The organism is Saccharopolyspora indica (genome assembly GCF_027853965.1).
Classification (GTDB): domain Bacteria; phylum Actinomycetota; class Actinomycetes; order Mycobacteriales; family Pseudonocardiaceae; genus Saccharopolyspora; species Saccharopolyspora indica.
Map to the genome: position 1 here is coordinate 274,820 of NZ_JAQGLB010000008.1, position 20,893 is coordinate 295,712.

General features: G+C 69.4%; 18 protein-coding genes. 14 read left to right on the forward strand and 4 right to left on the reverse strand.

The window, feature by feature from the left end; all coding sequences use genetic code 11:
- Positions 1–31 precede the first annotated feature (31 nt).
- Together OU416_RS19955 and OU416_RS19960 are read right to left on the reverse strand one after the other, a co-directional pair.
- Positions 32–2,290, reverse strand: a complete 2,259-nt coding sequence (locus tag OU416_RS19955; protein ID WP_270928501.1) for a xanthine dehydrogenase family protein molybdopterin-binding subunit — start codon at positions 2,288–2,290, stop codon at positions 32–34.
- 98 nt (positions 2,291–2,388) lie between these two features.
- Positions 2,389–3,390, reverse strand: a complete 1,002-nt coding sequence (locus tag OU416_RS19960) for an LLM class flavin-dependent oxidoreductase (RefSeq protein ID WP_270928502.1) — start codon at positions 3,388–3,390, stop codon at positions 2,389–2,391.
- An 84-nt stretch (positions 3,391–3,474) separates the two neighbouring features.
- Between OU416_RS19960 and OU416_RS19965 the strand changes: the two genes are divergently transcribed.
- From OU416_RS19965 to OU416_RS20005, 9 genes are all read left to right on the forward strand, one after another.
- Positions 3,475–4,122, forward strand: coding sequence for a TetR/AcrR family transcriptional regulator (locus OU416_RS19965; protein ID WP_270928503.1), 648 nt, complete (start codon positions 3,475–3,477; stop codon positions 4,120–4,122).
- 116 nt (positions 4,123–4,238) lie between these two features.
- Positions 4,239–4,523 (forward strand): hypothetical protein, encoded by a 285-nt coding sequence (locus OU416_RS19970; RefSeq protein ID WP_270928504.1) that lies wholly within the window; start codon positions 4,239–4,241, stop codon positions 4,521–4,523.
- A gap of 328 nt (positions 4,524–4,851) precedes the next feature.
- Positions 4,852–5,652: a hypothetical protein gene (locus OU416_RS19975; protein WP_270928505.1), complete on the forward strand. Its 801-nt coding sequence runs from the start codon at positions 4,852–4,854 to the stop codon at positions 5,650–5,652.
- 10 nt (positions 5,653–5,662) lie between these two features.
- Positions 5,663–7,561, forward strand: coding sequence for a fumarate reductase/succinate dehydrogenase flavoprotein subunit (locus OU416_RS19980; RefSeq protein ID WP_270928506.1), 1,899 nt, complete (start codon positions 5,663–5,665; stop codon positions 7,559–7,561).
- Entirely contained in the window at positions 7,561–8,304 is a 744-nt protein-coding gene (locus OU416_RS19985; protein WP_270928507.1) for a succinate dehydrogenase/fumarate reductase iron-sulfur subunit, read from the forward strand. Before OU416_RS19980 ends, OU416_RS19985 begins: the two co-directional genes overlap by 1 nt.
- A gap of 102 nt (positions 8,305–8,406) precedes the next feature.
- Positions 8,407–8,703: a hypothetical protein gene (locus tag OU416_RS19990; RefSeq protein ID WP_270928508.1), complete on the forward strand. Its 297-nt coding sequence runs from the start codon at positions 8,407–8,409 to the stop codon at positions 8,701–8,703.
- 130 nt (positions 8,704–8,833) lie between these two features.
- The gene (locus OU416_RS19995) at positions 8,834–10,387 is read left to right on the forward strand and encodes an alpha/beta hydrolase (RefSeq protein WP_270928509.1); all 1,554 of its coding nucleotides are present in this window, start codon (positions 8,834–8,836) and stop codon (positions 10,385–10,387) included.
- Between the two features lie 5 nt (positions 10,388–10,392).
- Positions 10,393–10,956 (forward strand): LppA family lipoprotein, encoded by a 564-nt coding sequence (locus OU416_RS20000; protein WP_270928510.1) that lies wholly within the window; start codon positions 10,393–10,395, stop codon positions 10,954–10,956.
- A 1,088-nt stretch (positions 10,957–12,044) separates the two neighbouring features.
- Positions 12,045–12,575 carry a VanZ family protein gene (locus tag OU416_RS20005; RefSeq protein WP_270928511.1) on the forward strand — a complete coding sequence of 177 codons (531 nt, stop codon included), beginning with the start codon at positions 12,045–12,047 and terminating at the stop codon, positions 12,573–12,575.
- 72 nt (positions 12,576–12,647) lie between these two features.
- Here the strand turns inward: OU416_RS20005 and OU416_RS20010 are convergent, their stop codons facing one another.
- Positions 12,648–13,520 carry an SDR family oxidoreductase gene (locus OU416_RS20010; protein WP_270928512.1) on the reverse strand — a complete coding sequence of 291 codons (873 nt, stop codon included), beginning with the start codon at positions 13,518–13,520 and terminating at the stop codon, positions 12,648–12,650.
- Between the two features lie 156 nt (positions 13,521–13,676).
- Between OU416_RS20010 and OU416_RS20015 the strand changes: the two genes are divergently transcribed.
- Entirely contained in the window at positions 13,677–14,996 is a 1,320-nt protein-coding gene (locus OU416_RS20015; RefSeq protein WP_270928513.1) for an acyl-CoA thioesterase/bile acid-CoA:amino acid N-acyltransferase family protein, read from the forward strand.
- Positions 14,993–15,658 carry a hypothetical protein gene (locus OU416_RS20020; protein ID WP_270928514.1) on the forward strand — a complete coding sequence of 222 codons (666 nt, stop codon included), beginning with the start codon at positions 14,993–14,995 and terminating at the stop codon, positions 15,656–15,658. Before OU416_RS20015 ends, OU416_RS20020 begins: the two co-directional genes overlap by 4 nt.
- 50 nt (positions 15,659–15,708) lie before the next feature.
- Here the strand turns inward: OU416_RS20020 and OU416_RS20025 are convergent, their stop codons facing one another.
- Positions 15,709–16,317 (reverse strand): DUF305 domain-containing protein, encoded by a 609-nt coding sequence (locus OU416_RS20025; protein ID WP_270928515.1) that lies wholly within the window; start codon positions 16,315–16,317, stop codon positions 15,709–15,711.
- 603 nt (positions 16,318–16,920) lie between these two features.
- On the opposite strand from OU416_RS20025, the gene ctaD reads away from it, so the two are divergent.
- From ctaD to OU416_RS20040, 3 genes are all read left to right on the forward strand, one after another.
- Complete coding sequence (gene ctaD, locus OU416_RS20030) at positions 16,921–18,696, forward strand: aa3-type cytochrome oxidase subunit I (RefSeq protein ID WP_270928516.1); 1,776 nt, start codon at positions 16,921–16,923, stop codon at positions 18,694–18,696.
- Positions 18,697–18,823: 127 nt separating this feature from the next.
- On the forward strand, positions 18,824–20,053 hold the full coding sequence (gene serB / locus OU416_RS20035; protein WP_270928517.1) for a phosphoserine phosphatase SerB: 1,230 nt from the start codon (positions 18,824–18,826) through the stop codon (positions 20,051–20,053).
- Positions 20,053–20,892 carry an aminoacyl-tRNA hydrolase gene (locus OU416_RS20040; RefSeq protein WP_270928518.1) on the forward strand — a complete coding sequence of 280 codons (840 nt, stop codon included), beginning with the start codon at positions 20,053–20,055 and terminating at the stop codon, positions 20,890–20,892. The genes serB and OU416_RS20040 overlap by 1 nt, the downstream gene beginning before the upstream one ends.
- Position 20,893 lies beyond the last annotated feature (1 nt).

Below are 20,893 nucleotides of genomic sequence, written 5' to 3' on the forward strand. Positions count from 1 at the left end.
TCGCTCTGCCTGAACCAATTCCAGCGGTCTTCTATGCCTCGTTGATGGCCCGCCACACCCGTTCAGGTGTGGTCGGCATGTCGATGTGCCGGACGCCGAGGTGGGCCACCGCGTCCACCACCGCGTTCTGCACCGCGGGGGTGGCACCGATGGTGCCCGCTTCGCCGATCCCCTTCACGCCCAACGGGTTGAGCGTCGTGGGAGTTTCCATCGTGAGCAGCTCGAAGCTGGGCAGCTCGGCCGCGGTGATGAAGGCGTACTCGGCGAGGCTGGCGTTCAGCGGGTTGCCGTCGGCGTCGTAGGTGATCTCCTCCAGCAGCGCCTGCGCGGCGCCCTGGGCGATGCCGCCGTGGCGCTGGCCCTCGGTGAGGACCGGGTTGAGGATCGTCCCGGCGTCGTCGACGGTCACGTGCCGCAGGTAGTCCACCTTGCCGGTCTCGGTGTCCACTTCGACCACCGCGAGGTGCGAGCCGAACGGGAAGGTCGGCCGGTCCTCGGTGAACCTGACGTCGGCGGCCAGCCCGTCCTCGGCCTTCGCCGCCAGTTCCGCCCACGACAGCGCGACGTTCGGCGTGCCGCGCACCTGCCACTTGCCCTCGGCCAGCTCCAGGTCGGCCTCGTCGATCTCGATCAGCTCGGCGGCCAGCTTGCGGGCCTTCTCCTTGACGTCGACTGCCGCCCGGTGCACCGCCGATCCGCCCAGCTGCAGCGATCGCGAGCCCATCGTGCCCACGCCTTCGGGGATCAGGTCGGTGTCGCCGTGCACGACCTCGATCTTGTCCAGGTCGATGCCCAGCTGGTCGGACACCAGCATCGCGTAGGAGGTCCAGTGGCCCTGCCCGTGCGGGGAGCTGCCGGTGAGCACCAGGACGCTGCCGTCCGGGCGGACCTCCACGTGCCCGGTCTCGCCCTCGGCGTTGTTCGGCGCGGTGATCTCCACGTAGCTGGCCAGCCCGATGCCCAGCTGGCGCGCGGCGCCTTCGGCCCGGCGCTTGGCCTGCTCCTCGCGCAGCGCCGGGTAGTCGGCGGCTTCCAGGACCGCGTCCAGGCCCTTGACGTACTCGCCGGTGTCGTAGGTCATCCCGCCCGGCGTCGTGTACGGGAACTGCTCGGGCCGCACCAGGTTCCGCCGCCGCACCTCGGCCGGGTCGACGTCGATCTCGGCGGCGAACAGGTCCATCGCGCGCTCGACCGCCGCGGTCGCCTCCGGCCGTCCCGCGCCGCGGTAGGCGCCGATCGGCGTGGTGCTGGTGACCACCGCCCGGGCCCGCGACTGCACCTTCGGGATGTCGTAGACGCCGCTGACCATGAACCGGGTGAACAGCGGCAGGAACGCGCCCATCCGCGGGTAGGCGCCGACGTCCTGCACGATGTCGAGCTGGTAGGCCAGCACCGTCCCGTCGCGGCGGCCGCCGATGGTCACCACCTGCCGCTGCGCGCGGCCGTGGGTCATCGCGACCAGGTTCTCGCTGCGGCTCTCCACCCACTTGACCGGCCTGCCGACGCGCTTGGCCAGGAACGCCAGCAGCGCGGCCTCCTGCTCGACGCCGATCTTCGCGCCGAACCCGCCGCCGACGTCGGGCGTGATCACCCGGACCTGCTCGCGCGGCAGGCCGAGGTTGTCCATCAGCGCGTCGCGGCAGCTCTGCGCGTTCTGGTTGGACAGCCACAGGGTGACCTTGTCGCCGTTCCACGCGCAGGCCGCGGTGCGCACCTCCAGCGGCGCGGCGGCCACCCGCTGGTTCTCGATCTGCTTGCTGACCACGACCTCGCAGTCGTCGAACAGCGAATCGTCCAGCTCGCCGCTGGTGCCGGTGGTGTTGGTGCCGGCGTCGGGGAACAGCAGGACCTCGTCGCGCAGGGCGTCGTCGACGTCCACGACGGCGTCCAGCGGGTCGTAGTCGATCGAGACCGCCTCGGCGGCGTCCTCGCCCTGGGCGCGGGTTTCGGTGACCACCGCGACCACCGGCTCGCCGACGTAGCGCACCACCTCGCGGGCGAGGTGCGGGCGCGCCATCGCCGCCGGTGGTGGGCCGCTGATGCCGCCGTCCGGTGGGAACGCCGGGAGGTCGACGTCCGCCCCGGTGAACACGCCGAGCACGCCCGGCAGGGCGGCGGCCTCGGCGGTGTCGATCTCGGTGATCCTGGCGTGCGCCAGCGGGCTTCGCACGAAGGTCACGTGCAGCGCGCCGGTCAGCTCGGGCTCGCGCAGGTCGTCGACGTAGGTCCCGCCGGCGGTGAGTAGGCGCGGGTCTTCACGGCGTTCGACCCTGGTGCCGAGAATGCTCAATGCTGCCTCGCAGTCAAACGATCAGTTTCGGGAACCGGCAAGTGAGTCTGCTGGTGCGAATGCTGATCCACAAGACTCGACAGAGCTCGATCGGCGAGCTAGTCCCGGGCGAAGACCTGCGCCGCGTCGCGGATCGTGCGCAGCGCGGCATCGCGCGATCCTGCCCCTTCGGGCATCAGCAGCACCCGGCCGACGCCCAGCGCCGACACCCGTTCGGCCAGCCGCCTGCGGCATTCCGCGACGTCGCCCGCGATGTGGCAGTCGACGAGCCGCGCGGCGCCGGCGCGGGCCTGTTCCTCGGTCGGCCGCGGCCGCTCGACCAGCGGCCTGCCCGCTTCGGCGATCTGCAGCTCGACTTCCGCGATCCCGGTGGTCAGCAGCTGCTCCGCGGTGGCGGTGTCGTCGGCGATGGCGAAGTACGACGAGTCGATGTTGTCCTGCGGTTCGACCTGGTGGCCGTGCTCGGCGACCGCGGCGGCGTGCGCGTCGAGCACGGCTCGCTTGGTCGCCAGGTCGATGAACGGGCTGAGCAGCACGGGAACGCCGTGCCTGCCCGCCAGCCGCGCGGATTCGGGCGATCCGGAGGCCAGCACGAACGGGATCCGGCTCGCCGCCGGTGCCGGGGTGATCGGGACCTCGTCGAACCGGTAGCGCTCGCCGCCGCCCTTCGCCCGGCCCTGCCGCAGCGCCTGTTCGAGCAGCGCCACGGGCTCGGTGATGTCGCGGAACCCGGCCATCCCGGTGCCCAGCACCTCCTGGTCGACCAGCGGCTGGCCGCGCCCGACGCCGAGCGTGAAGCGGTCGCCGGAGAGGTGCTGGAGCACCGCGGCCTGCTCGGCGAGCGCGACCGGGTGGTGGTTGGGCAGCACGCACACCGCCGTGCCGACGTGCAGTCGCGTCCGGCCGAGGAGGAAACCCGCCATCGCCAGCGCGGCGGAGTTCAGCACGCGGGGGTTGAAGTGGTGCTCGGTCGTCCACAGCTCGTCCCAGCCGTGCTGCTCGGCGACGCGGGCGTAGTCGAGCGCCCATTCGAAGGTCTCGCGATCGCCCGCGGCGCCGAACGAGTCGGTGAACAGGACGAGTCCGTGCTGGGTGCGCATGATCGGCTCCTTATTTTCGTCTGCTGTACGAAAAATTAGCAGGGGAGTGCGGGCGGCGTCGAGGAACTGGGTTACGTTGGGGGCGTGACCACGCCAGATGCCCCGCGCCGCCGCGGCAGGCCGCCGAAGCTGACCCGCGAAGCGGTGCTCGCGGCAGCGCTGGAGGTGCTCGACGAGTCCGGCCACGACGGGCTCTCCATGCGCGCGGTGGCCGAGCGGCTGGGCGTCGGGAAGATGAGCCTCTACCACCACGTGGCCGACCGCGCGGAGCTGGAACGGCTGGTCATCGAGCGCCTGCTGGCGGAGCTGGACGTCCCGGACGCCGCCCTGCCCTGGCGCGAGCGGATCGGCGCGCTGGCGCGCAGCATCCGGTCGCTGGTGATCCGCCACCCCAACGCGACACCGCTGATCGCGCTCCGGGAGTACAGCGACCCCGCGTCGCTGCGGCTGCCGGAAGCGGTGATGCTCGCGCTGCACGACGCGGGCCTGCGCGGCGTCGCGCTCGTGGGCGGATCGCGGCTGGTCTTCAGCTACGCGATCGGCTTCACCCAGATCGACATGAACGCGCGCGATTCCGGCGACGCGGTCTCGCCGATGGAGTCCCTGCCCGCGGCGGACTTCCCGAACATCGTGGCCGGTGCGCGGCTCACCCGCGGGCTCAGCTTCGACGACCAGTTCGAGCTGGGGCTCCAGCCGCTGCTCGCCGGCCTGGCCGCGATGGCGGCCGCCTGACGGCCCCGGCCGGGGGAACCTCGCCGAGATCGGCTGTGTGGCACTTGTCACACTTTGCTGCACGCGGCAGAGTCGGGGCCGTAGTGAGCCCTCCTAGGCGGAAGAGGTGTTCGACCATGGCCACGACCACCGAACTTGCCGAACTCCAGCGCCTGCTCGCGCAGCTGCGCAGCAGCGTCGGCACCCTGCGCACCCGGTACGGCGACGCCCCGGCCGTCCGCCGCCTGCACAACGACGTGGAACGCCTCGACATCGACGTCGCCGACCTCGCCGCGGCCCTGCCCGCGCAGCGGCAGGCGAGCCCGTCCGAGGAGGTCGTGATGGTGCCCGACACGCCGTACGACCCGTCGCTGTGGCGCGACGCCGACGACGAAGGCCTGGGCGGCCAGGCGAACCAGTGACCCAACTGGTTGCACCGGATTGGGGCCTACCTGACGGTCGCCCAGCTGATCCAGAATGAGCGACCTCGGAGTCTGTTGGTGATTGCTTTGCGTGGGTGGTCACCTAGCGGAACCTGAGTGCTTCCCCGGACTGCGGGTGCCCCTCCTGATGTATGTCCGATGCACGGCGGAGGGGCCGTCCTCGCCAGGAAAGCACTCAGAACCCGCGGGTGGTCGACCTGCGTAGGTGGCCCAAGCGGCTTACGCCGCTTCTAAAGGCGCGGACGGCATGCGCCGACAGATTCTTAGGTGAGCACCGCCGGACAAACCACGACAACGAGGTCTGCGAATGTCCGCTCCCCCCTCCGCCACCGGCCGGGCACGGATCTCCGTGCGAACCCTGCGCACCGACCGGTGGTGGCTGCCCCCGCTGATCACCTTCCTCGCGCTGCTGGCCTTCGTGGTCTACGGCGTGATCCGCACCTTCATGAACCAGTGGTACTGGGTCCCGGAGTACCACTACCTGGCGCCGTTCTACTCGCCGTGCCTGTCGGCGGCGTGCGTGCCGGGCGCCAGCCACTGGGGGCAGCCGGCCCCGGACCTGGGGCCGTTCGTGCCGCCGCCGATCTTCGTGCTGCCGTTCGTCCTCGGCTTCCGGCTGACCTGCTACTACTACCGGAAGGCCTACTACCGGTCGTTCTGGGCGTCGCCGCCCGCCTGCGCGGTCGGTGAGCCGCACCGCCGCTACACCGGCGAGACCCGCTTCCCGCTGATCATGCAGAACGTGCACCGCTACTTCTTCTACGCGGCGCTGATCGTGGCGGCGGTGCTCACCTACGACACGGTGATCGCCTTCCGCGGCGCCGACGGCGGCTTCGGCATCGGTCTCGGCAGCCTGGTGATGGTGGTCAACGTGGCGCTGCTGTGGTCCTACACGCTGTCCTGCCACTCCTGCCGCCACCTGATCGGCGGCCGGATCAACCACTTCTCGAAGCACCCGGTGCGCTACTGGTTCTGGACCAAGGTCACCTGGCTCAACGGCAAGCACATGCTCCTGGCCTGGGCGTCCCTGGTCTCGGTGGCCCTGGTCGACCTCTACGTGATGCTGATCGCCAGCGGCGCATTCCCCGATCCCCGGTTGTTCAACTAGAAGGACGTCGATGGTGGAGATCGAACGGCACGAGTACGACGTGGTCGTGATCGGCGCCGGCGGTGCAGGCCTGCGCGCGGCGATCGAGACCCGGTCGCAGGGCCTGCGCACCGCAGTGGTGTGCAAGTCGTTGTTCGGCAAGGCGCACACGGTGATGGCCGAGGGCGGCATCGCGGCGTCGATGGGCAACGTCAACTCCCGCGACGGCTGGCAGGTGCACTTCCGCGACACCATGCGCGGCGGGAAGTTCCTGAACAACTGGCGGATGGCGGAGCTGCACGCGACGGAAGCGCCGCAGCGGGTGTGGGAGCTGGAGACCTACGGCGCGCTGTTCGACCGCACCCCGGACGGGCGGATCAGCCAGCGCAACTTCGGCGGCCACGAGTACCCGCGGCTCGCGCACGTCGGCGACCGCACCGGGCTGGAGCTGATCCGCACGCTGCAGCAGAAGATCGTCTCGCTCCAGCAGGAGGACCACGCGGAGACCGGCGACTACGAGTCCCGGATCAAGGTGTTCCAGGAGTGCACGGTCACCGAGCTGCTCAAGGACGACGGCCGGATCGCGGGCGCGTTCGGCTACTGGCGGGAATCCGGGCGGTTCGTGCTGTTCGAGGCGCCCGCGGTGATCGTGGCGACCGGCGGCATCGGCAAGTCGTTCAAGGTCACCTCGAACTCCTGGGAGTACACCGGCGACGGACACGCGCTGGCGATGCGCGCCGGGGCATCGCTGATCAACATGGAGTTCGTCCAGTTCCACCCGACCGGCATGGTCTGGCCGCCGAGCGTGAAGGGCATCCTGGTCACCGAGTCGGTGCGCGGCGACGGCGGAGTGCTGCGCAACTCCGAGGGCCGGCGGTTCATGTTCGACTACATCCCCGAGGTGTTCAAGGACAACTACGCCGACAACGAGGCCGAAGCGGACCGCTGGTACGACAACCCGGACGACAACCGCCGCCCGCCCGAGCTGCTGCCCCGCGACGAGGTGGCGCGCGCGATCAACAACGAGGTCAAGGAGGGCCGCGGCTCCGAGCACGGCGGCGTGTTCCTGGACGTCTCGACCCGGCTGCCCGCGGAGAAGATCACCCAGCGGCTGCCGTCGATGTACCACCAGTTCAAGGAACTGGCCGATGTGGACATCACCGCGGAGCCGATGGAGGTCGGCCCGACCTGCCACTACGTGATGGGCGGCGTGGAGGTGGATCCGGACACGGCGGCATCGCGGGTGCCGGGCCTGTTCGCGGCGGGCGAGGTGGCCGGTGGGATGCACGGATCCAACCGCCTGGGCGGGAATTCGCTGTCCGACCTGCTGGTCTTCGGGCGCCGAGCGGGCAGCGGCGCCGCCGGGTACGTCTCCGCGCTGGGCATCCGCCCGAGCATCGAACCCTCCGATGTGGACGATGCGGCGCGGCGCGCGCAGGACCCGTTCACCGCTTCGGCCGAGCCGGTGGGCGAGAATCCCTATGCGCTGCACGCCGAACTCCAGCAGGTGATGAACGACCTGGTCGGCATCATCCGCCGCGGCGGGGAGATGCGGCAGGCGCTGGAGCGGCTGCACGACCTCAAGGCCCGCGCCCGGCACCTCGCGGTGGAGGGCAACCGCCAGTTCAACCCGGGCTGGCACCTCGCCCTCGACCTGCGGAACATGCTGCTGGTCAGCGAGTGCGTGGCGCGCGCGGCCCTGCTGCGCACCGAGAGCCGCGGCGGCCACACCCGCGACGACCACCCGGCGATGGAACCGAAGTGGCGCCGCAAGCTGCTGGTGTGCGAGCTGGCGGCCGACCGCGTCGAGGTGACCGAGCAGCCGCAACCGCCGATGCGCGGCGACCTCCTGGAGCTGTTCAAGCTGGAAGAGCTGCGCAAGTACTACACCGAGGAAGAGCTCGCGGACGTCCAGGTTGGAGAGATCTGATGGGATACCAGGCGCACTTCCGGGTGTGGCGCGGCGCGGACGACGGCAGGCTGCGCGACTACGCGGTGGAGGTCAACGAGGGCGAGGTGGTGCTCGACATCATCCACCGCCTGCAGGCCACCCAGTGCCCGGACATGGCGGTCCGGTGGAACTGCAAGGCGGGCAAGTGCGGCTCCTGCTCGGCCGAGATCAACGGCCGCCCCCGCCTGATGTGCATGACCCGCATGTCCACCTTCGACCGCGCCGAGACGATCACGGTCACCCCGATGCGCACGTTCCCGCTGGTGAAAGACCTGGTGACGGACGTGTCCTACAACTACACCAAGGCCCGCGAGGTCCCGTCGTTCAAGCCGCCCGCGGACCTGGAACCGGGCGAGTACCGGATGCAGCAGGTGGACGTCCAGCGCTCGCAGGAGTTCCGCAAGTGCATCGAGTGCTTCCTCTGCCAGAACACCTGCCACGTGATCCGCGACCACGACGACAACAAGCAGTCCTTCTCCGGCCCCCGCTTCCTGATGCGGGTGGCGGAACTGGAGATGCACCCCCTCGACGAAGCGGAGAACCGCCCGGAAGAAGCCCGCGGCGACCACGGCCTGGGCTACTGCAACATCACGAAGTGCTGCACGGACGTCTGCCCGGAGAACATCCACATCACGGACAACGCCCTGATCCCCCTGAAAGAACGCCTAGCGGACCGCCGCTACGACCCGATCCTCCGCCTGTTCACCAGGAAGAAGGACTGACCAGGCCTTTCGTACCGCCCATTGCGCCACAAGAGGGACGGACAACTGGAAATCGGATGGTTCTGAATCGAACTTGGTAGGTTCCCCGCCCGGGGAGGAACGATGAGCTACCAGGTTCTTGTCGAAGAACTGAGAAGGGCATCCGACGCGACCGTTTCGGCGGTTGAACAAGCTGGGGAAGCGCAGCTCGGCGCGATCGGGGAGAAGATCAGCCGGGCGCTGCCCGGCACCACGGCGGCCCCGGCGGCGTCGAGCACCGGCCGCAGCTGGATGGACGGGGTGAAGCGCTGGTGCCGGGCCGGTACCGATCACGCTGAAGCCCTGCGCAGGAGTGCCGACACCTACGAGGGAACGGACCAAGGCGCGGTTTCGGATCTGAAGGCCGCAGGTGGAGCGTGATGGCGACCATCGCGGACATCCGCCAGTGGAAACCGGCCCTGCTCGACGAAGCCGTCGACGACCTGAAGCGCGAAGAAGACCGCCTGGTGCGGTTGGACGATGAGCTCGCCGCGTCCGGAAAGCCCGCGGAGTGGCAGGGCGACGCGGCGCAGGCGGCGGAGGCCGGCATCGCGACCTCGGTGAGCAGCTGCGCGAACTCGTCGTCGAGGTGGCGGCGGTGCGTCGCGCGCTCATCGCGAACGTGGGGGAGGTCGAGGCGGTCCAGCGGCAGCTGGCCGAAGCCGATGCGCTGGCGAGCAGCTACCGGTTCCGCATCCTCGACGACGGCCGGATCGAAGACCTCGACAAGGTCGTGGTCGGTGGCCCCGGCAGCAGGCTTGACGATGAGGACCTCTACCGGATCCGCCAGGTGCGGCCGGATCTCGTGGAGCGAGTCAAGCGTCTGCTGGCCCAGGCCGAAGACGCGGACGCCGAGCTGACGAAGGTCCTGCGCGACGCGGACCTGAACCTGATGGAAACCGGCGACGGCTCGCTCGCGGACGCAGCGGCCCTCGGCGAGGCGAGAGGTCTCGCCGAAACGGTGGAACCACCGCCACCGGGAACCCCGGCCGACAACGCGCGCTGGTGGGAATCCCTGCCTGCGGAAACCCGCGCGGCCATGGCAGAAGCCCCGCCGCCCTGGCTGGGAAACATGGACGGAATCCCAGCGGTAGTCCGCCACACGGCCAACATCAACCGCCTCGACGACGAGAGAACCGTGCTCCAAGGCCAAGCGGCCCAGCTGCGGTCAAGGCTGAACCAGCCATACCCAGGCCCCGGCGGCAGACTGCAGAAGTCCCTGGATCAGCAAGAACTCCAACGCCTCGACGACAAGCTGAAGTCGTTGGATCAGATCAACAACGTCATGGAACGAGGCGACCGCCAACTCCTGGTCATGGACAGCTCCGGCGAACGCATGAAAGCAGCGGTCGCGATCGGAGACGTGGACAAGGCCAGTCACGTCGCGGTCTTCACCCCAGGCCTGGAAAGCGCAGTGGAGAAGGGCAGTCTGGGTGACTACGACCAGAGTATGAACCTGCTTAAAGCGGACGCGCAGGCCTTGGTGGCACGAGATGGAGGTAATGTTGCGACCGTTACGTGGATGGGTTACGAAGCGCCGCAACTGAACGAGACGCTGGAGCCTACCGATTCGGTAGTTGCAGACAATGCCGCCAGGCGAGGAGCGGATAGATTGGCTGACTTCTATCGCGGGATAAACGAGTCTCGGACAAACGATCCGCATCTGGTGGCGGTTGGGCATTCATACGGATCATCGACGACGGGCTATGCCCTTCAGCATGAAGGAACCGGAGTTGACTCCGCTGTAGTGATGGGGTCACCAGGAATTGGTACGCCGCATTATTCGACGATCGGCGTGCCGGACGGCCAGATCTACAACCTGGAGTCAAAATGGGATCCGGTCGCAGATTTGGGACGTTTTGGGTTTGACCCATCCAATATGCCCGGTGTTGACAACCTGTCCACGAGCGACGCGGTAGCAGCTGATGGTCGACAGCTCAAGGAGTCTGCCGGGCACGGCACGGGTGGTGGAGGTGGTTACCTCGACAAGGGGACTACGAGTCAGTACAACGTCGGGGTGATTGTCGCGGGAAAGCCTGACCTGGCTGTCGACGCAAGAGGTTGATTGTGGTGCGCAAGTATTCCGTGAAGTGGTTTTTGTTGCTTCTCCTTTTTTCGTTGTTGGTTTCCGGGTGCGGGGGGAACGAGTTGACTTCAAAGCATGGTGGTGACCTTCAAACGCAGCGCGACGAGCTGCTGCGGCGCCCAGGCATCGAGGAAGCCAGTGCTCGGTACCAGGAAATGTTGACTCGGATGCGTGATGGCCTGGCGGCACGCTTCACCTGGATGCGTTGGGGAACTTCGCAGGAGCTGATTCGGGCAGGATGCGCGGAGTTTGACTTTGCCAAGGATGACCTTGAGTCGCAGACGCTTGGTGTTTGGGTGGCGTTCGGTGATATTCCTGATGCGGAGTGGCCGGAGGTGCAGCTGGTTGTCACCGAAATCGCCGCCGGGTATGGGTTTGGGTCGCCTCGCATCATGAGTGACCGTCCGGGCGACCACACGATTACTGCGCTCGATCAGTACGGTGCGTCCTACAGCGTGACCGGAGGCAGGAACATCTCCCTTAACGGAAGTACGGGTTGCCACCTGCCGCAGGCGGTGAAGGATCGCATCGCTGCGACTGGACAGTAGTGGTAAGGGCCTGTTCGCCTGGTCGGGCGAACAGGCCCTCTCCTTGGTGTCCATGTGGTGGCGTGCGTGGCCTGGCGTGCGTCGAGGGCTGCTGTGGTCTTCGCTGCCCGGTTCTTCAGGTCGGTTTCGGCTGTTGTCAGGCAGAAGCCGTCGGTGGGGCCGCCCAGGCCGAACTCCGCCTCGTCTCCGTAGATCGTGCAGTTGATCGAGCAGGTGTCTATCCAGGCGCACGCTGTCACGTCGACATCGCTCATGCCCGACTCCCTTCCCGAGCTCGGACGTGTTGGTCGACTGAGTGCCCGGTGGATCGCTCTAGGTTTCTCGCTGTTCGCAGCCGGAGGTCGGCCAGCGGATCGGCGAGGGTGCCGCGAGGACCGGCAGGATCGAGGGGTGGCGCCGGTCGGGCTTGGGGCGTAGCGCCCGCGGCGCGGTGCCGGTGTGCGGCACCGTGGAGTTCGGTTGGTGTTCATCTGGGGTTGGGCGAAATGCGCATCGGGGGCTTTGCGGGCTCGGTGTTAATTGTGTGAATAGGGGATCTCCTGCCGTTGTCCGCCGCGTAAAAATTACTGGTGGGAAGTTCTTGAATCGTTTCTCCGGTCCGCTGTGGACAGTTTTGAGAAGGCTGGCGGGTTTTGGTCAGGGTGCTGGTGGTCTGTGCTCTGGTCGTTATCTTCGGGGCTGACCGGGTCGAATTCTCAAGCACTGCGAGTGGCGCGGGCGAGTCGGGAGGTGCGGGCGTGCGGCGAACCCCTGCTGGGGTGGCGACATGGCTTCCCACCTGCGGTTTCATCGGCTTTCCCGGATTGGTGGGTGGATGTCGTGGCCCCCGGAGGCGGCGTCCGCCCGCTGCTGAACCCTGATTCTCGTGCAGATGTCGGTCAACGCCGACCGCTGGAGATGCTCATTCCCAACGGTTTCCGGTTCGCCGGTAGGTCCATTGTGGATTCTTCGGTGGTCGGGTGTTCCTGGCGATGACGGCCAGAGGAAGTGCGGCGGACGTGCAGCAGGTTCTCGCGGCATTCGACGGATTCGCGCCGGTGGTGACTGTTCTGCTCCCGCTTTCGGTGGCGGTGGGATTGGGATCCGCGGTGGCGCGCGCAGTGGCTCGCAGCGGTCCCGACCCGCGGGAGCCGCTGCTCGACGGGGCGCTCGTGTACTCGGCGCTCTGCGTCGGGTACCTGGTCTTCCTCCCGCAGCCGCCCGCTCCGGAACCCGTCCGGCCCAGCCTCGGCAAGGACGTGTCGATGGCGCTGACGGCCGGCCCCGGCGATGTGCTGCCCTGGGTCCAGCTGGCCGGGAACGTGCTGCTGCTGGTGCCGCTGGCGGTGCTGGTGCCGCAGCGGCTGCCGTGGTTCGACAGCGTCGTCAAGATCGCGTTCGCCGGGCTGCTGCTGTCGGTGTCCATCGAGCTGACCCAGTTCCTGGCCGTTCCCGGCCGGGTCGCCGCGACCGACGACGTCGTGTGCAACACGATCGGCGCGGCCGTCGGCGGGATCCTGGCGCGGCTGCCGCACTGGGTCGGCAGCCGCCCGCAGCACAGCGTCGGCCAGCCGGTGTGGGTGCTGATCGCCAAGGTCGAGCAGGAGCGCGGAGCGCTCAGCAGGCAGCGATCACGATGAGCCCCGGTGGCCGGGGAAGCGTTTCCGCGTCAGACATCCCCGGCCACCGGTTCCACCATCCGAAGTGGACGGTCAACGCTGGATCTTCTCGTTGCGCTCGCTCAGCGAACGGCCGAGCGCGGCGACCTCCTGCTCCATCTTCGGGATCAGGCGGCGCACGGTCGGGCGCATGAGGAACTCGACGAGCCGGGACGACGGGACGTTGCGCAGCCAGTGCATCAGCGCGATCGCGCGCGGGACGTACACCCGGCGGGCGCGTCGCTCGACGCCGTCGGCGAAGGCCTCGGCGCAGTCCTGGACGCTCGTGGTGGCGCGCATCGGCCAGGGCAGGCGCTTGCGCATCATCTCGAAGGCGCTCAGGTCGTGCGCCACGTCGCGCACCATGTCGGTGTCGATCCACGACGGGTGCGCGCTGCCCACGCCCACGCCCAGGTGCATGACCTCGGTGCGCAGCGCGCAGGCGAGCGCTTCCGCACCCGACTTGCTCGCGGTGTAGGCGGCCATGCCGCCGATCGGCGTGAACGCCGACAGCGACGAGACCACCAGCAGGTAGCCGCGGCGCTCGATCAGGTGCGGCAGGGCCGCGCGGGCGGTGTGGAAGACACCGTTGATGTTGACGTCGATGGTCTTGGTGAACGCGCTCGGGTCGCTCTTGCGCACGGTCCCGATCGGGGCGATCCCGGCGTTGGCGATGACCGCGTCGATTCGGCCGAGCTGCTCGGCTGCGGCGTCCACGGCTGCCTTGATCGAGTCGCCGTCGGTGACGTCGGCCTCGGCCCAGAAGTGGCCGTCGCCGAGTTCTGCCGCGACGGCGGCGAGCTCGTCGGGCTCCAGGCCGATCAGGGCGAGCCGTGCGCCGCGGCGGGCCAGCTCCCGGGCGGTCTGCGCGCCGATCCCTCGCGCGGCACCGGTGATCAGGACGACCTTGCCGGACACCTTCGGCATGAGCACTCCCTCGGTCGACGTTATCTACTCGACAGTAGGCTACTCATAGTAGGTTTCGTCGGAGCGCTGCGGAAGAGGCGGATTCCGCGGGCTTGACCCTCCAGTCGCTGGAGGCCGCACCGTTGACCCCACTCGATCTTGAAGTGGAGGTTTCCGATGCGACGTGCGATCGGCCTGCTGGCCGCAGCGCTGCTGCTCACCGGGTGCGCGGGCACCGCGCGGGCCGCTCCCGAGCTGACCGTCGGCGGCGGTGCGATCGACGAGCCGCTGGCGGTCGTCGTGAGCGGATTGGTGCCGGGGGAGCGGGCCTCGGTGTGGGCGCGGATGACCGACGACCGCGGTCGGATGTGGACTTCGTGGGCGACGTTCGCAGCCGACCGCGGCGGGCGCGTGGACATCGCCGAGCTCGCCCCGGTCAGCGGTTCCTACGCCGGAGCGGACCCGACCGGACTGCTGTGGTCGATGCGGCTGCCGTCCGCAGAACCGGTGTCCGAACCGCGAGCGGCGTTGAGCGGAGCAGAGGTCCGGCTGACCATCGGCGTCGACATCGGCGGGCGCACGGTGGCGCAAGCGCCGGTGGTGGTGCCGCTGCACGCGCCGGGAGTGCGATCGACGTCGATCGCCGAGGACGGGCTGGTCGGTGACCTCCACCTGCCGCCCGGTCCCGGGCCGCACCCCGGCGTGGTCCTGCTGGGCGGGTCCGAGGGCGGGCGGCCGAATCCCGAGCTGGGGCGGTTCCTGGCCGGGAAGGGCTTCGCCGTGCTGGGCCTCGCCTACTTCGGGCTGCCCGGGCTCCCGCCCGCGCTCGACCGGATACCGGTCGAGTACGGCACCCGCGCGGTGGACTGGCTGCGGGCGCGGCCGGAGGTCTCCGACGGTCGGGTCGGCGTGGTCGGCCTGTCCAGGGGCGGCGAGTTCGCGCTGGTCCTCGGTGCGCACGCGCCCGGCGTGGGCGCGGTGGCGTCGATCGTCGGGTCCGGAGCGGTGTTCCCGAGCGCGGCGCCGCAGGCATCGTCCTGGGCGCACGCCGGTGCCGACCTCCCGCCGCTGGTGATCGCTTCACCCGGCTCGCCGGTCGGCTTCCTGACCGAGGCGGTGCGCGGACGCCCGGGGCGGTTCGTCGACACCCAGGGCACGACGGCCACGCGGGAGGAGCTGGACCGCGCAGCGATCCCGGTCGAGCGCAGCGATGCCGCGTTCCTGCTGGTGTCCGCCGAGCGGGACGAGATGTGGCCGTCGCAGCGGCTGCTGGACGTCGCGGCGCGGCGGCTCGGCGACCGCGCCGAGCACGTGGTCCAGCCGGGAGCCGGGCACTTCATCCTCGACGTGCCGAACCTCCCCACCTCCTACACCACCGCGGTCCCGCTGATCCCGGGCCTGTTCTGGGCGGCGGGCGGTGGAACCCCGCAGGCCAATGCGGCAGCCACCGCGGACACCGTCCGCCGGGTCGTCGAGCTGTTCCAGGAGGAATTGTGATCGGCATCGCCTTCGGCGCGGGCTACGCGGCGCTGATCGCGCTGCTCGGCGTCCTGTTCGGGTATCCGCTCGATCCGGTGCTGATCGGGTTGGCGGTGCCCGCGGCCCTGGCGTCTTCCGCCCGCCGGAACACCTGGGTGCCGATGTGGTGCCTCGGCGCGGTCACGGCGCTGGTGGTGCTCGGCGAGATCGCGGGCTCCGGCGAGCGCATCGTGATGGGCGGAGTGCTCGTCGGCACTGGTCCGCAGTGGATCGGGGCGTTGGCGGCGGGCTGGCCGCGGCTGCTCGTGCTCGTCGGCGCGGCCGGGCTCCGGCGCGGTCAGGAGCGGCCGCGCAGGCGGAAGGCGCTCGGGCAGGCCGCACTGCTGGCCGTGATCGCGACCGCGTGCACCGCATTCGGAACCGCGCTCTCCGGCGGGCTGCTGGCCTGGGCGCTGGTGGGCAACGTCCTCGCGTTCGCGGTGGCGGGCTTCCTGCTGCTCCGGTCCGGGCTGGTGCTGCCGGTGCTGCTGCTGGCCGTCGGCGCGCTGCTGGCCGGATTCGACGAGCAGCTCGTCGACGTCGGCGCCCCGGCGGCCACGCACCTGCTGCTCTGGCCCGCCTACCTCGTGGTGGCGCTGCTGCTGGCAGGGCTCGAAGCGCTGGTCCGGCGGCGGGCCTGAAAAAGGAGAACGGGGCCGCGGCTGCCCGCGGCCCCGTTCGACGCCTCGGATCAGAGAGCGTTGATCTTGGTCAGCACGTCCTGCTGCCCGGCGAGGAAGTCCTCGGCCAGCTTGCGCATGGCCTGCGCCTGGCCCTCCTCCTGCTCGGAGCGGGCCAGCTGCGCAGCGCTCTGCTCCAGCGTCTGCAGGGCCTGCTTCCACTGCTGGTCGAACTGCGCGCCGCTGAGCTCCTTCAGCTGGTCCAGCTGCTGCGTGGACTGCTGGTCGGTGCCGCTGGTCTCGTCGGCGGTGTCCTCCGGGGCGCTGCCCGACTGCTGCCCGGCCGCCGAGGTCAGGAACGCGTTGAGCTGACCGACCTGCAGCTGAGCGGACTGCTGGAGCTCGCCGGCGAGCGCCTTGGCCTCCGCGCTCTGCGCGTTGCTCTGGGCCAGCTGCGTCAGCTCCAGCACCTGCTGGCGGTTGGCGAGCAGCTGCTGGGCGAACTCGCGGTCCGTCTCGCTGTGCTCACCCGCGGCGTGCTGCCCGGCGTTGTGCTGCGCGGTCGCCGGCGGCGGCGTGCCGGGGGCCGGGGGCTGGTCGCTCGGTGCCTCGGCAGGCGTGCAGCCCGCGAGGGCGAGACCGCCGATCAGCACAGCGCCGATGATCGTGCTCCTCCGCACGTGCTTCCCCTCCAGGATCTGGTGGACGTCGTCCCAGGGCGGCCCGTCGAACTGCTCGCAGGTAGGGCTGCCGGACCTGTTGACCAGTAGGCTAACTGCCCCTCCAGAACCTGCTGGTGGCTGGTCTGCGTAGCGGTGCGGGTGGCGGAACCTGAGTGCTTCCCTGGACTGCGGGTGCCCCTCCTGATGTATGTCCGATACACGGCGGAGGGGCCGTCCTCGCCAGGAAAGCACTCAGAACCCGCGGGTGGTCGTTTTGAGTGCGTACTCGAAGCGGCTGACGCCGCTTGCACAAGCGCGGACGGCTTCGCCGACAGGCCTTCTCAGGCGCGTGCGGGCGACATAGCCCCGGGGCCCGCCATGATCGCGGCCTGTCGGGTCGATCTCACTCGGGGTGACCGGGCGCGGGGCAATGAATAGGGTGGCTACGGCCCGGCCGAACTCCGGCCAGGCACCGGGACTAGTATCCGCAGTCGGCAGCGTTCGCGATCTGCTCGTCCTGCAGTCGCCCTGCGGGGTGTCGCATGCTGTCATCCGGCCCACCCGGGTCGGGGCGGATCCGACCGGATCCGATGAAGGCTTCAAGGGAGTGCAGGAGGCACCGTGACGGCCGTCGCGCCACAGCCGATCGCCACGCGCCCCTATCCGGTGCGCAAAACGGTCAAGGGTTCGTTCATGGCGCGGATGTTCCGCACCACGGACCACAAGCAAATCGGCATCATGTACCTGGTCACGTCGATGGCGTTCTTCCTCGTCGGCGGCCTGATGGCGATGCTGATCCGCGGTGAGCTCGCGGTTCCGGGGATGCAGTTCCTGTCGCAGGAGCAGTACAACCAGCTGTTCACCATGCACGGCACGGTGATGCTGCTGCTGTACGCGACGCCGATCCTGTTCGGCTTCGCCAACTACATCCTGCCGCTGCAGATCGGCTCGCCCGACGTCGCGTTCCCGCGGCTGAACGCCCTCGGGTACTGGCTGTACTCGTTCGGCGGTCTGATGGTCGTCAGCGGGTTTCTGCTGCCGGGCGGCGCCGCGGACTTCGGCTGGTTCGCCTACACCCCGCTGTCGGACGCCCTGCACTCGCCGGGCCACGGCGCGGACTTCTGGGTCGCCGGTCTGGCCGTCTCCGGTCTGGGCACGATCCTGGGTGCGGTGAACATGATCACCACGGTGGTCTGCTTGCGGGCGCCGGGCATGACGATGTTCCGGATGCCGATCTTCACCTGGAACATCCTGGTGACCAGCGTGCTGATCCTGATGGCGTTCCCGATCCTGACCGCCGCGCTGCTGGGCCTGATGGCCGACCGGCACCTGGGTGCGCACGTGTTCGACCCGGCCAACGGCGGCGTGATCCTCTGGCAGCACCTGTTCTGGTTCTTCGGCCACCCCGAGGTCTACATCGTGGCGCTGCCGTTCTTCGGCATCGTCTCGGAGATCTTCCCGGTGTTCAGCCGCAAGCCGATCTTCGGCTACTCCGGCCTGGTGTACGCCACGCTGGGCATCGCGGCCCTGTCGGTCGTGGTGTGGGCGCACCACATGTACGCCACCGGCGCGGTGCTGCTGCCGTTCTTCGCCTTCACCACGTTCCTGATCGCGGTCCCGACCGGTGTGAAGTTCTTCAACTGGATCGGCACCATGTGGAAGGGGCAGCTGACCTTCGAGTCACCGATGCTCTTCAGCGTCGGCTTCCTGGTCACCTTCCTCTTCGGCGGTCTGACCGGTGTGCTGCTGGCGATGCCGCCGGTCGACTTCCACGTGTCGGACACCTACTTCGTGGTGGCGCACTTCCACTACGTGCTCTACGGCACGATCGTGTTCGCCACCTTCGCGGGCATCTACTTCTGGTTCCCGAAGATGACCGGCCGGATGATGGACGAGCGGCTGGCCAAGCTGCACTTCTGGCTGACGTTCATCGGCTTCCACGGCACGTTCCTGGTCCAGCACTGGCTGGGCAACGAGGGCATGCCGCGCCGGTACGCCGACTACCTGGAGTCCGACGGCTTCACCATGCTGAACACGATCTCCACGATCGGCGCGTTCATCCTGGGTGCCTCGATGCTGCCGTTCCTCTACAACGTGTTCAAGAGCTACCGCTACGGCGAGGTCGTCGAGGTCGACGACCCGTGGGGCTACGGCAACTCCCTGGAATGGGCCACCTCCTGCCCGCCGCCGCGGCACAACTTCACCGAGCTGCCCCGGATCCGCTCCGAGCGCCCGGCCTTCGAGCTGCACTACCCGCACATCGCCGAGCGGATGCGCCTCGAAGCACACCTGAGCCTCACCGGCAAGACCATCGCCCACAAGCACGAGGGCGGCGGCACCGCGACGGCTGTGAAGGAGAAGCCGGCGAAGACCGGCGAGGACAGCTCCGAAGAGTGATCTGAGCGCTAGCACCGCACAGCGCGACTGTGCCAGGGTGGAGCTAGCTCGACGAAGAGCCCCGGCGGGCCGTGCTCGCCGGGGCTCTTCGCATCTTGTGGGCATTCAGAGAGGAAGAACCGCTGCCGTGAGCACCGCGAATGCGACCACCGTCCTGATCACCGTGACCGGGAAGGACAAGCCGGGCGTCACCTCCGTGCTGTTCGCCGCGCTGACCCGGCACGGCGTGGACATCGTCGACGTCGAGCAGGTGGTGATCCGAGGACGCCTGGTGCTCGGCGTCCTGGTGTCCACCGAGCGCGACCCGGAGCAGCTGCAGGAGGCGGTGGAGCAGGCGATGGCCACCGTCGGCATGACCGTCGACGTGGCGATCGGCGCCGAGGACGGCGACGGCAGCAAGCTCTCCTCCAGCCACGTGGTGGTGGTGCTCGGGCAGCCGCTGACCGCGCGCCACTTCAGCGAGGTCTCCCGCGGACTGGCCGAGATCGGGGTCAACATCGACTCCATCCGGCGGGTCGCCGACTACCCGGTGACCGGGCTGGAGCTGCAGGTCAGCGCGCCGGAGTCGGACGACGACACGGAGCTGACCCAGGCGATGGCCGACATCGCCGCGCGCGTCGGCGTGGACCTGGCGGTGGAGCGCACCGGGCTGGCCCGGCGGGCGAAGCGGCTGGTCGTCTTCGACGTGGACTCCACGCTGATCCAGGGCGAGGTCATCGAGATGCTGGCGGCGCGGGCCGGTTGCGAGGACCAGGTCCGCGAGGTCACCGAGCGCGCCATGCGCGGCGAGCTGGACTTCGCCGAGTCGCTGCGGCAGCGGGTCGCGGTGCTGGAGGGCCTGCCCGCGTCGGTGCTGGACGAGGTCGCCGCGGAGCTGGAGCTCACCGCGGGCGCCCGCACCACGATCCGCACGCTGCGGCGGCTGGGCTTCCACACCGGTGTGGTCTCCGGCGGGTTCACCCAGATCATCGACCAGCTGGTGGACGAGCTCGGCCTGGACTTCAGCGCGGCGAACGAGCTGGAGGTCGTGGACGGCAAGCTGACCGGCCGGGTGATCGGCGAGATCGTGGACCGCGCGGGCAAGGCGAAGGCGCTGCGCCGCTTCGCCGAGTCCTTCGGCGTCCCGGCCGCGCAGTGCGTCGCGGTCGGCGACGGGGCCAACGACATCGACATGCTCTCGGCGGCGGGCCTGGGCGTGGCGTTCAACGCCAAGCCGGCGCTGCGCGAGGTCGCCGACACCGCCCTGTCCCACCCGTTCCTGGACGCGGTGCTGTTCGTCCTCGGCGTCACCCGCGCCGAGATCGAGTCGGCCGACGCCGAGGACGGGGTGCTGCGGCGCGTTCCGCTGGACGTGTGATGCGACCGGGGAATAACGACGGCCCGGAAGCGGCTGATGGTGGTGTGCAGGACACCGCCTTCGACGTGCTGGACCCGCTGATCACCCGCTACGCCTCCTGGCTGGCCCTGCCGGGCGCGGCCACCGCGGACACCTCGGACGAGGACCCGGAGAACGTGGTGCTGATGCCGATGGTCCTGCGCATCGAGCGGCGGGAGCCGCCGGACCGCACGGCGCTGCTGGAAGCGGCGGCATCGGCGGCGCTGGCGGTCTGCCTGGACGAGCGCTGCAAGCCGGGCGGCGAGTGGCACGAGGCCATGAGCACCTGGATCAGCGGCCGCATCCGCAAGGTGGCGCGGCGGGCGCGCGGAGCGCACTGGGAAGCGGTGCAGTCGCTGCCCGGCCGCACGTTCGAGGTCGGCAACGCCGAGGTGCGGGCCTTCCTGCCGATGCGCGTCGCGGACATGCCGAAGGAGCTCAGCCGCCTGCAGATCTCCGGCAGCGAACTGGACTCCGACGAGCCGGGCGACCCGGCCCCGGGTGCACCGGTGCTGTGGCTGAACCCGGACGTCCCGATGAGCGCCGGGAAGTCGGCGGCCCAGGTCGGCCACGCGACGATGATCCTGGCCTCCCTGCTGCACGGCGAAGGCATGAGCGCGGAGCTGGAGCGCTGGTCGGCCGACGGCTTCCGCTGCTCGGTCCGCAAGGCCGACGCGAAGACCTGGGCCGGCCTGCACCCCCGCGACGACCCGGAGAAGGCCTGGCGAGAAGCCCGGGTGGGCATGGTCCGCGACGCGGGTTTCACCGAAGTGGACCCGGGCACGGTCACCGTCCTCGCCCAATGGCGCCCGATTTCCTGAC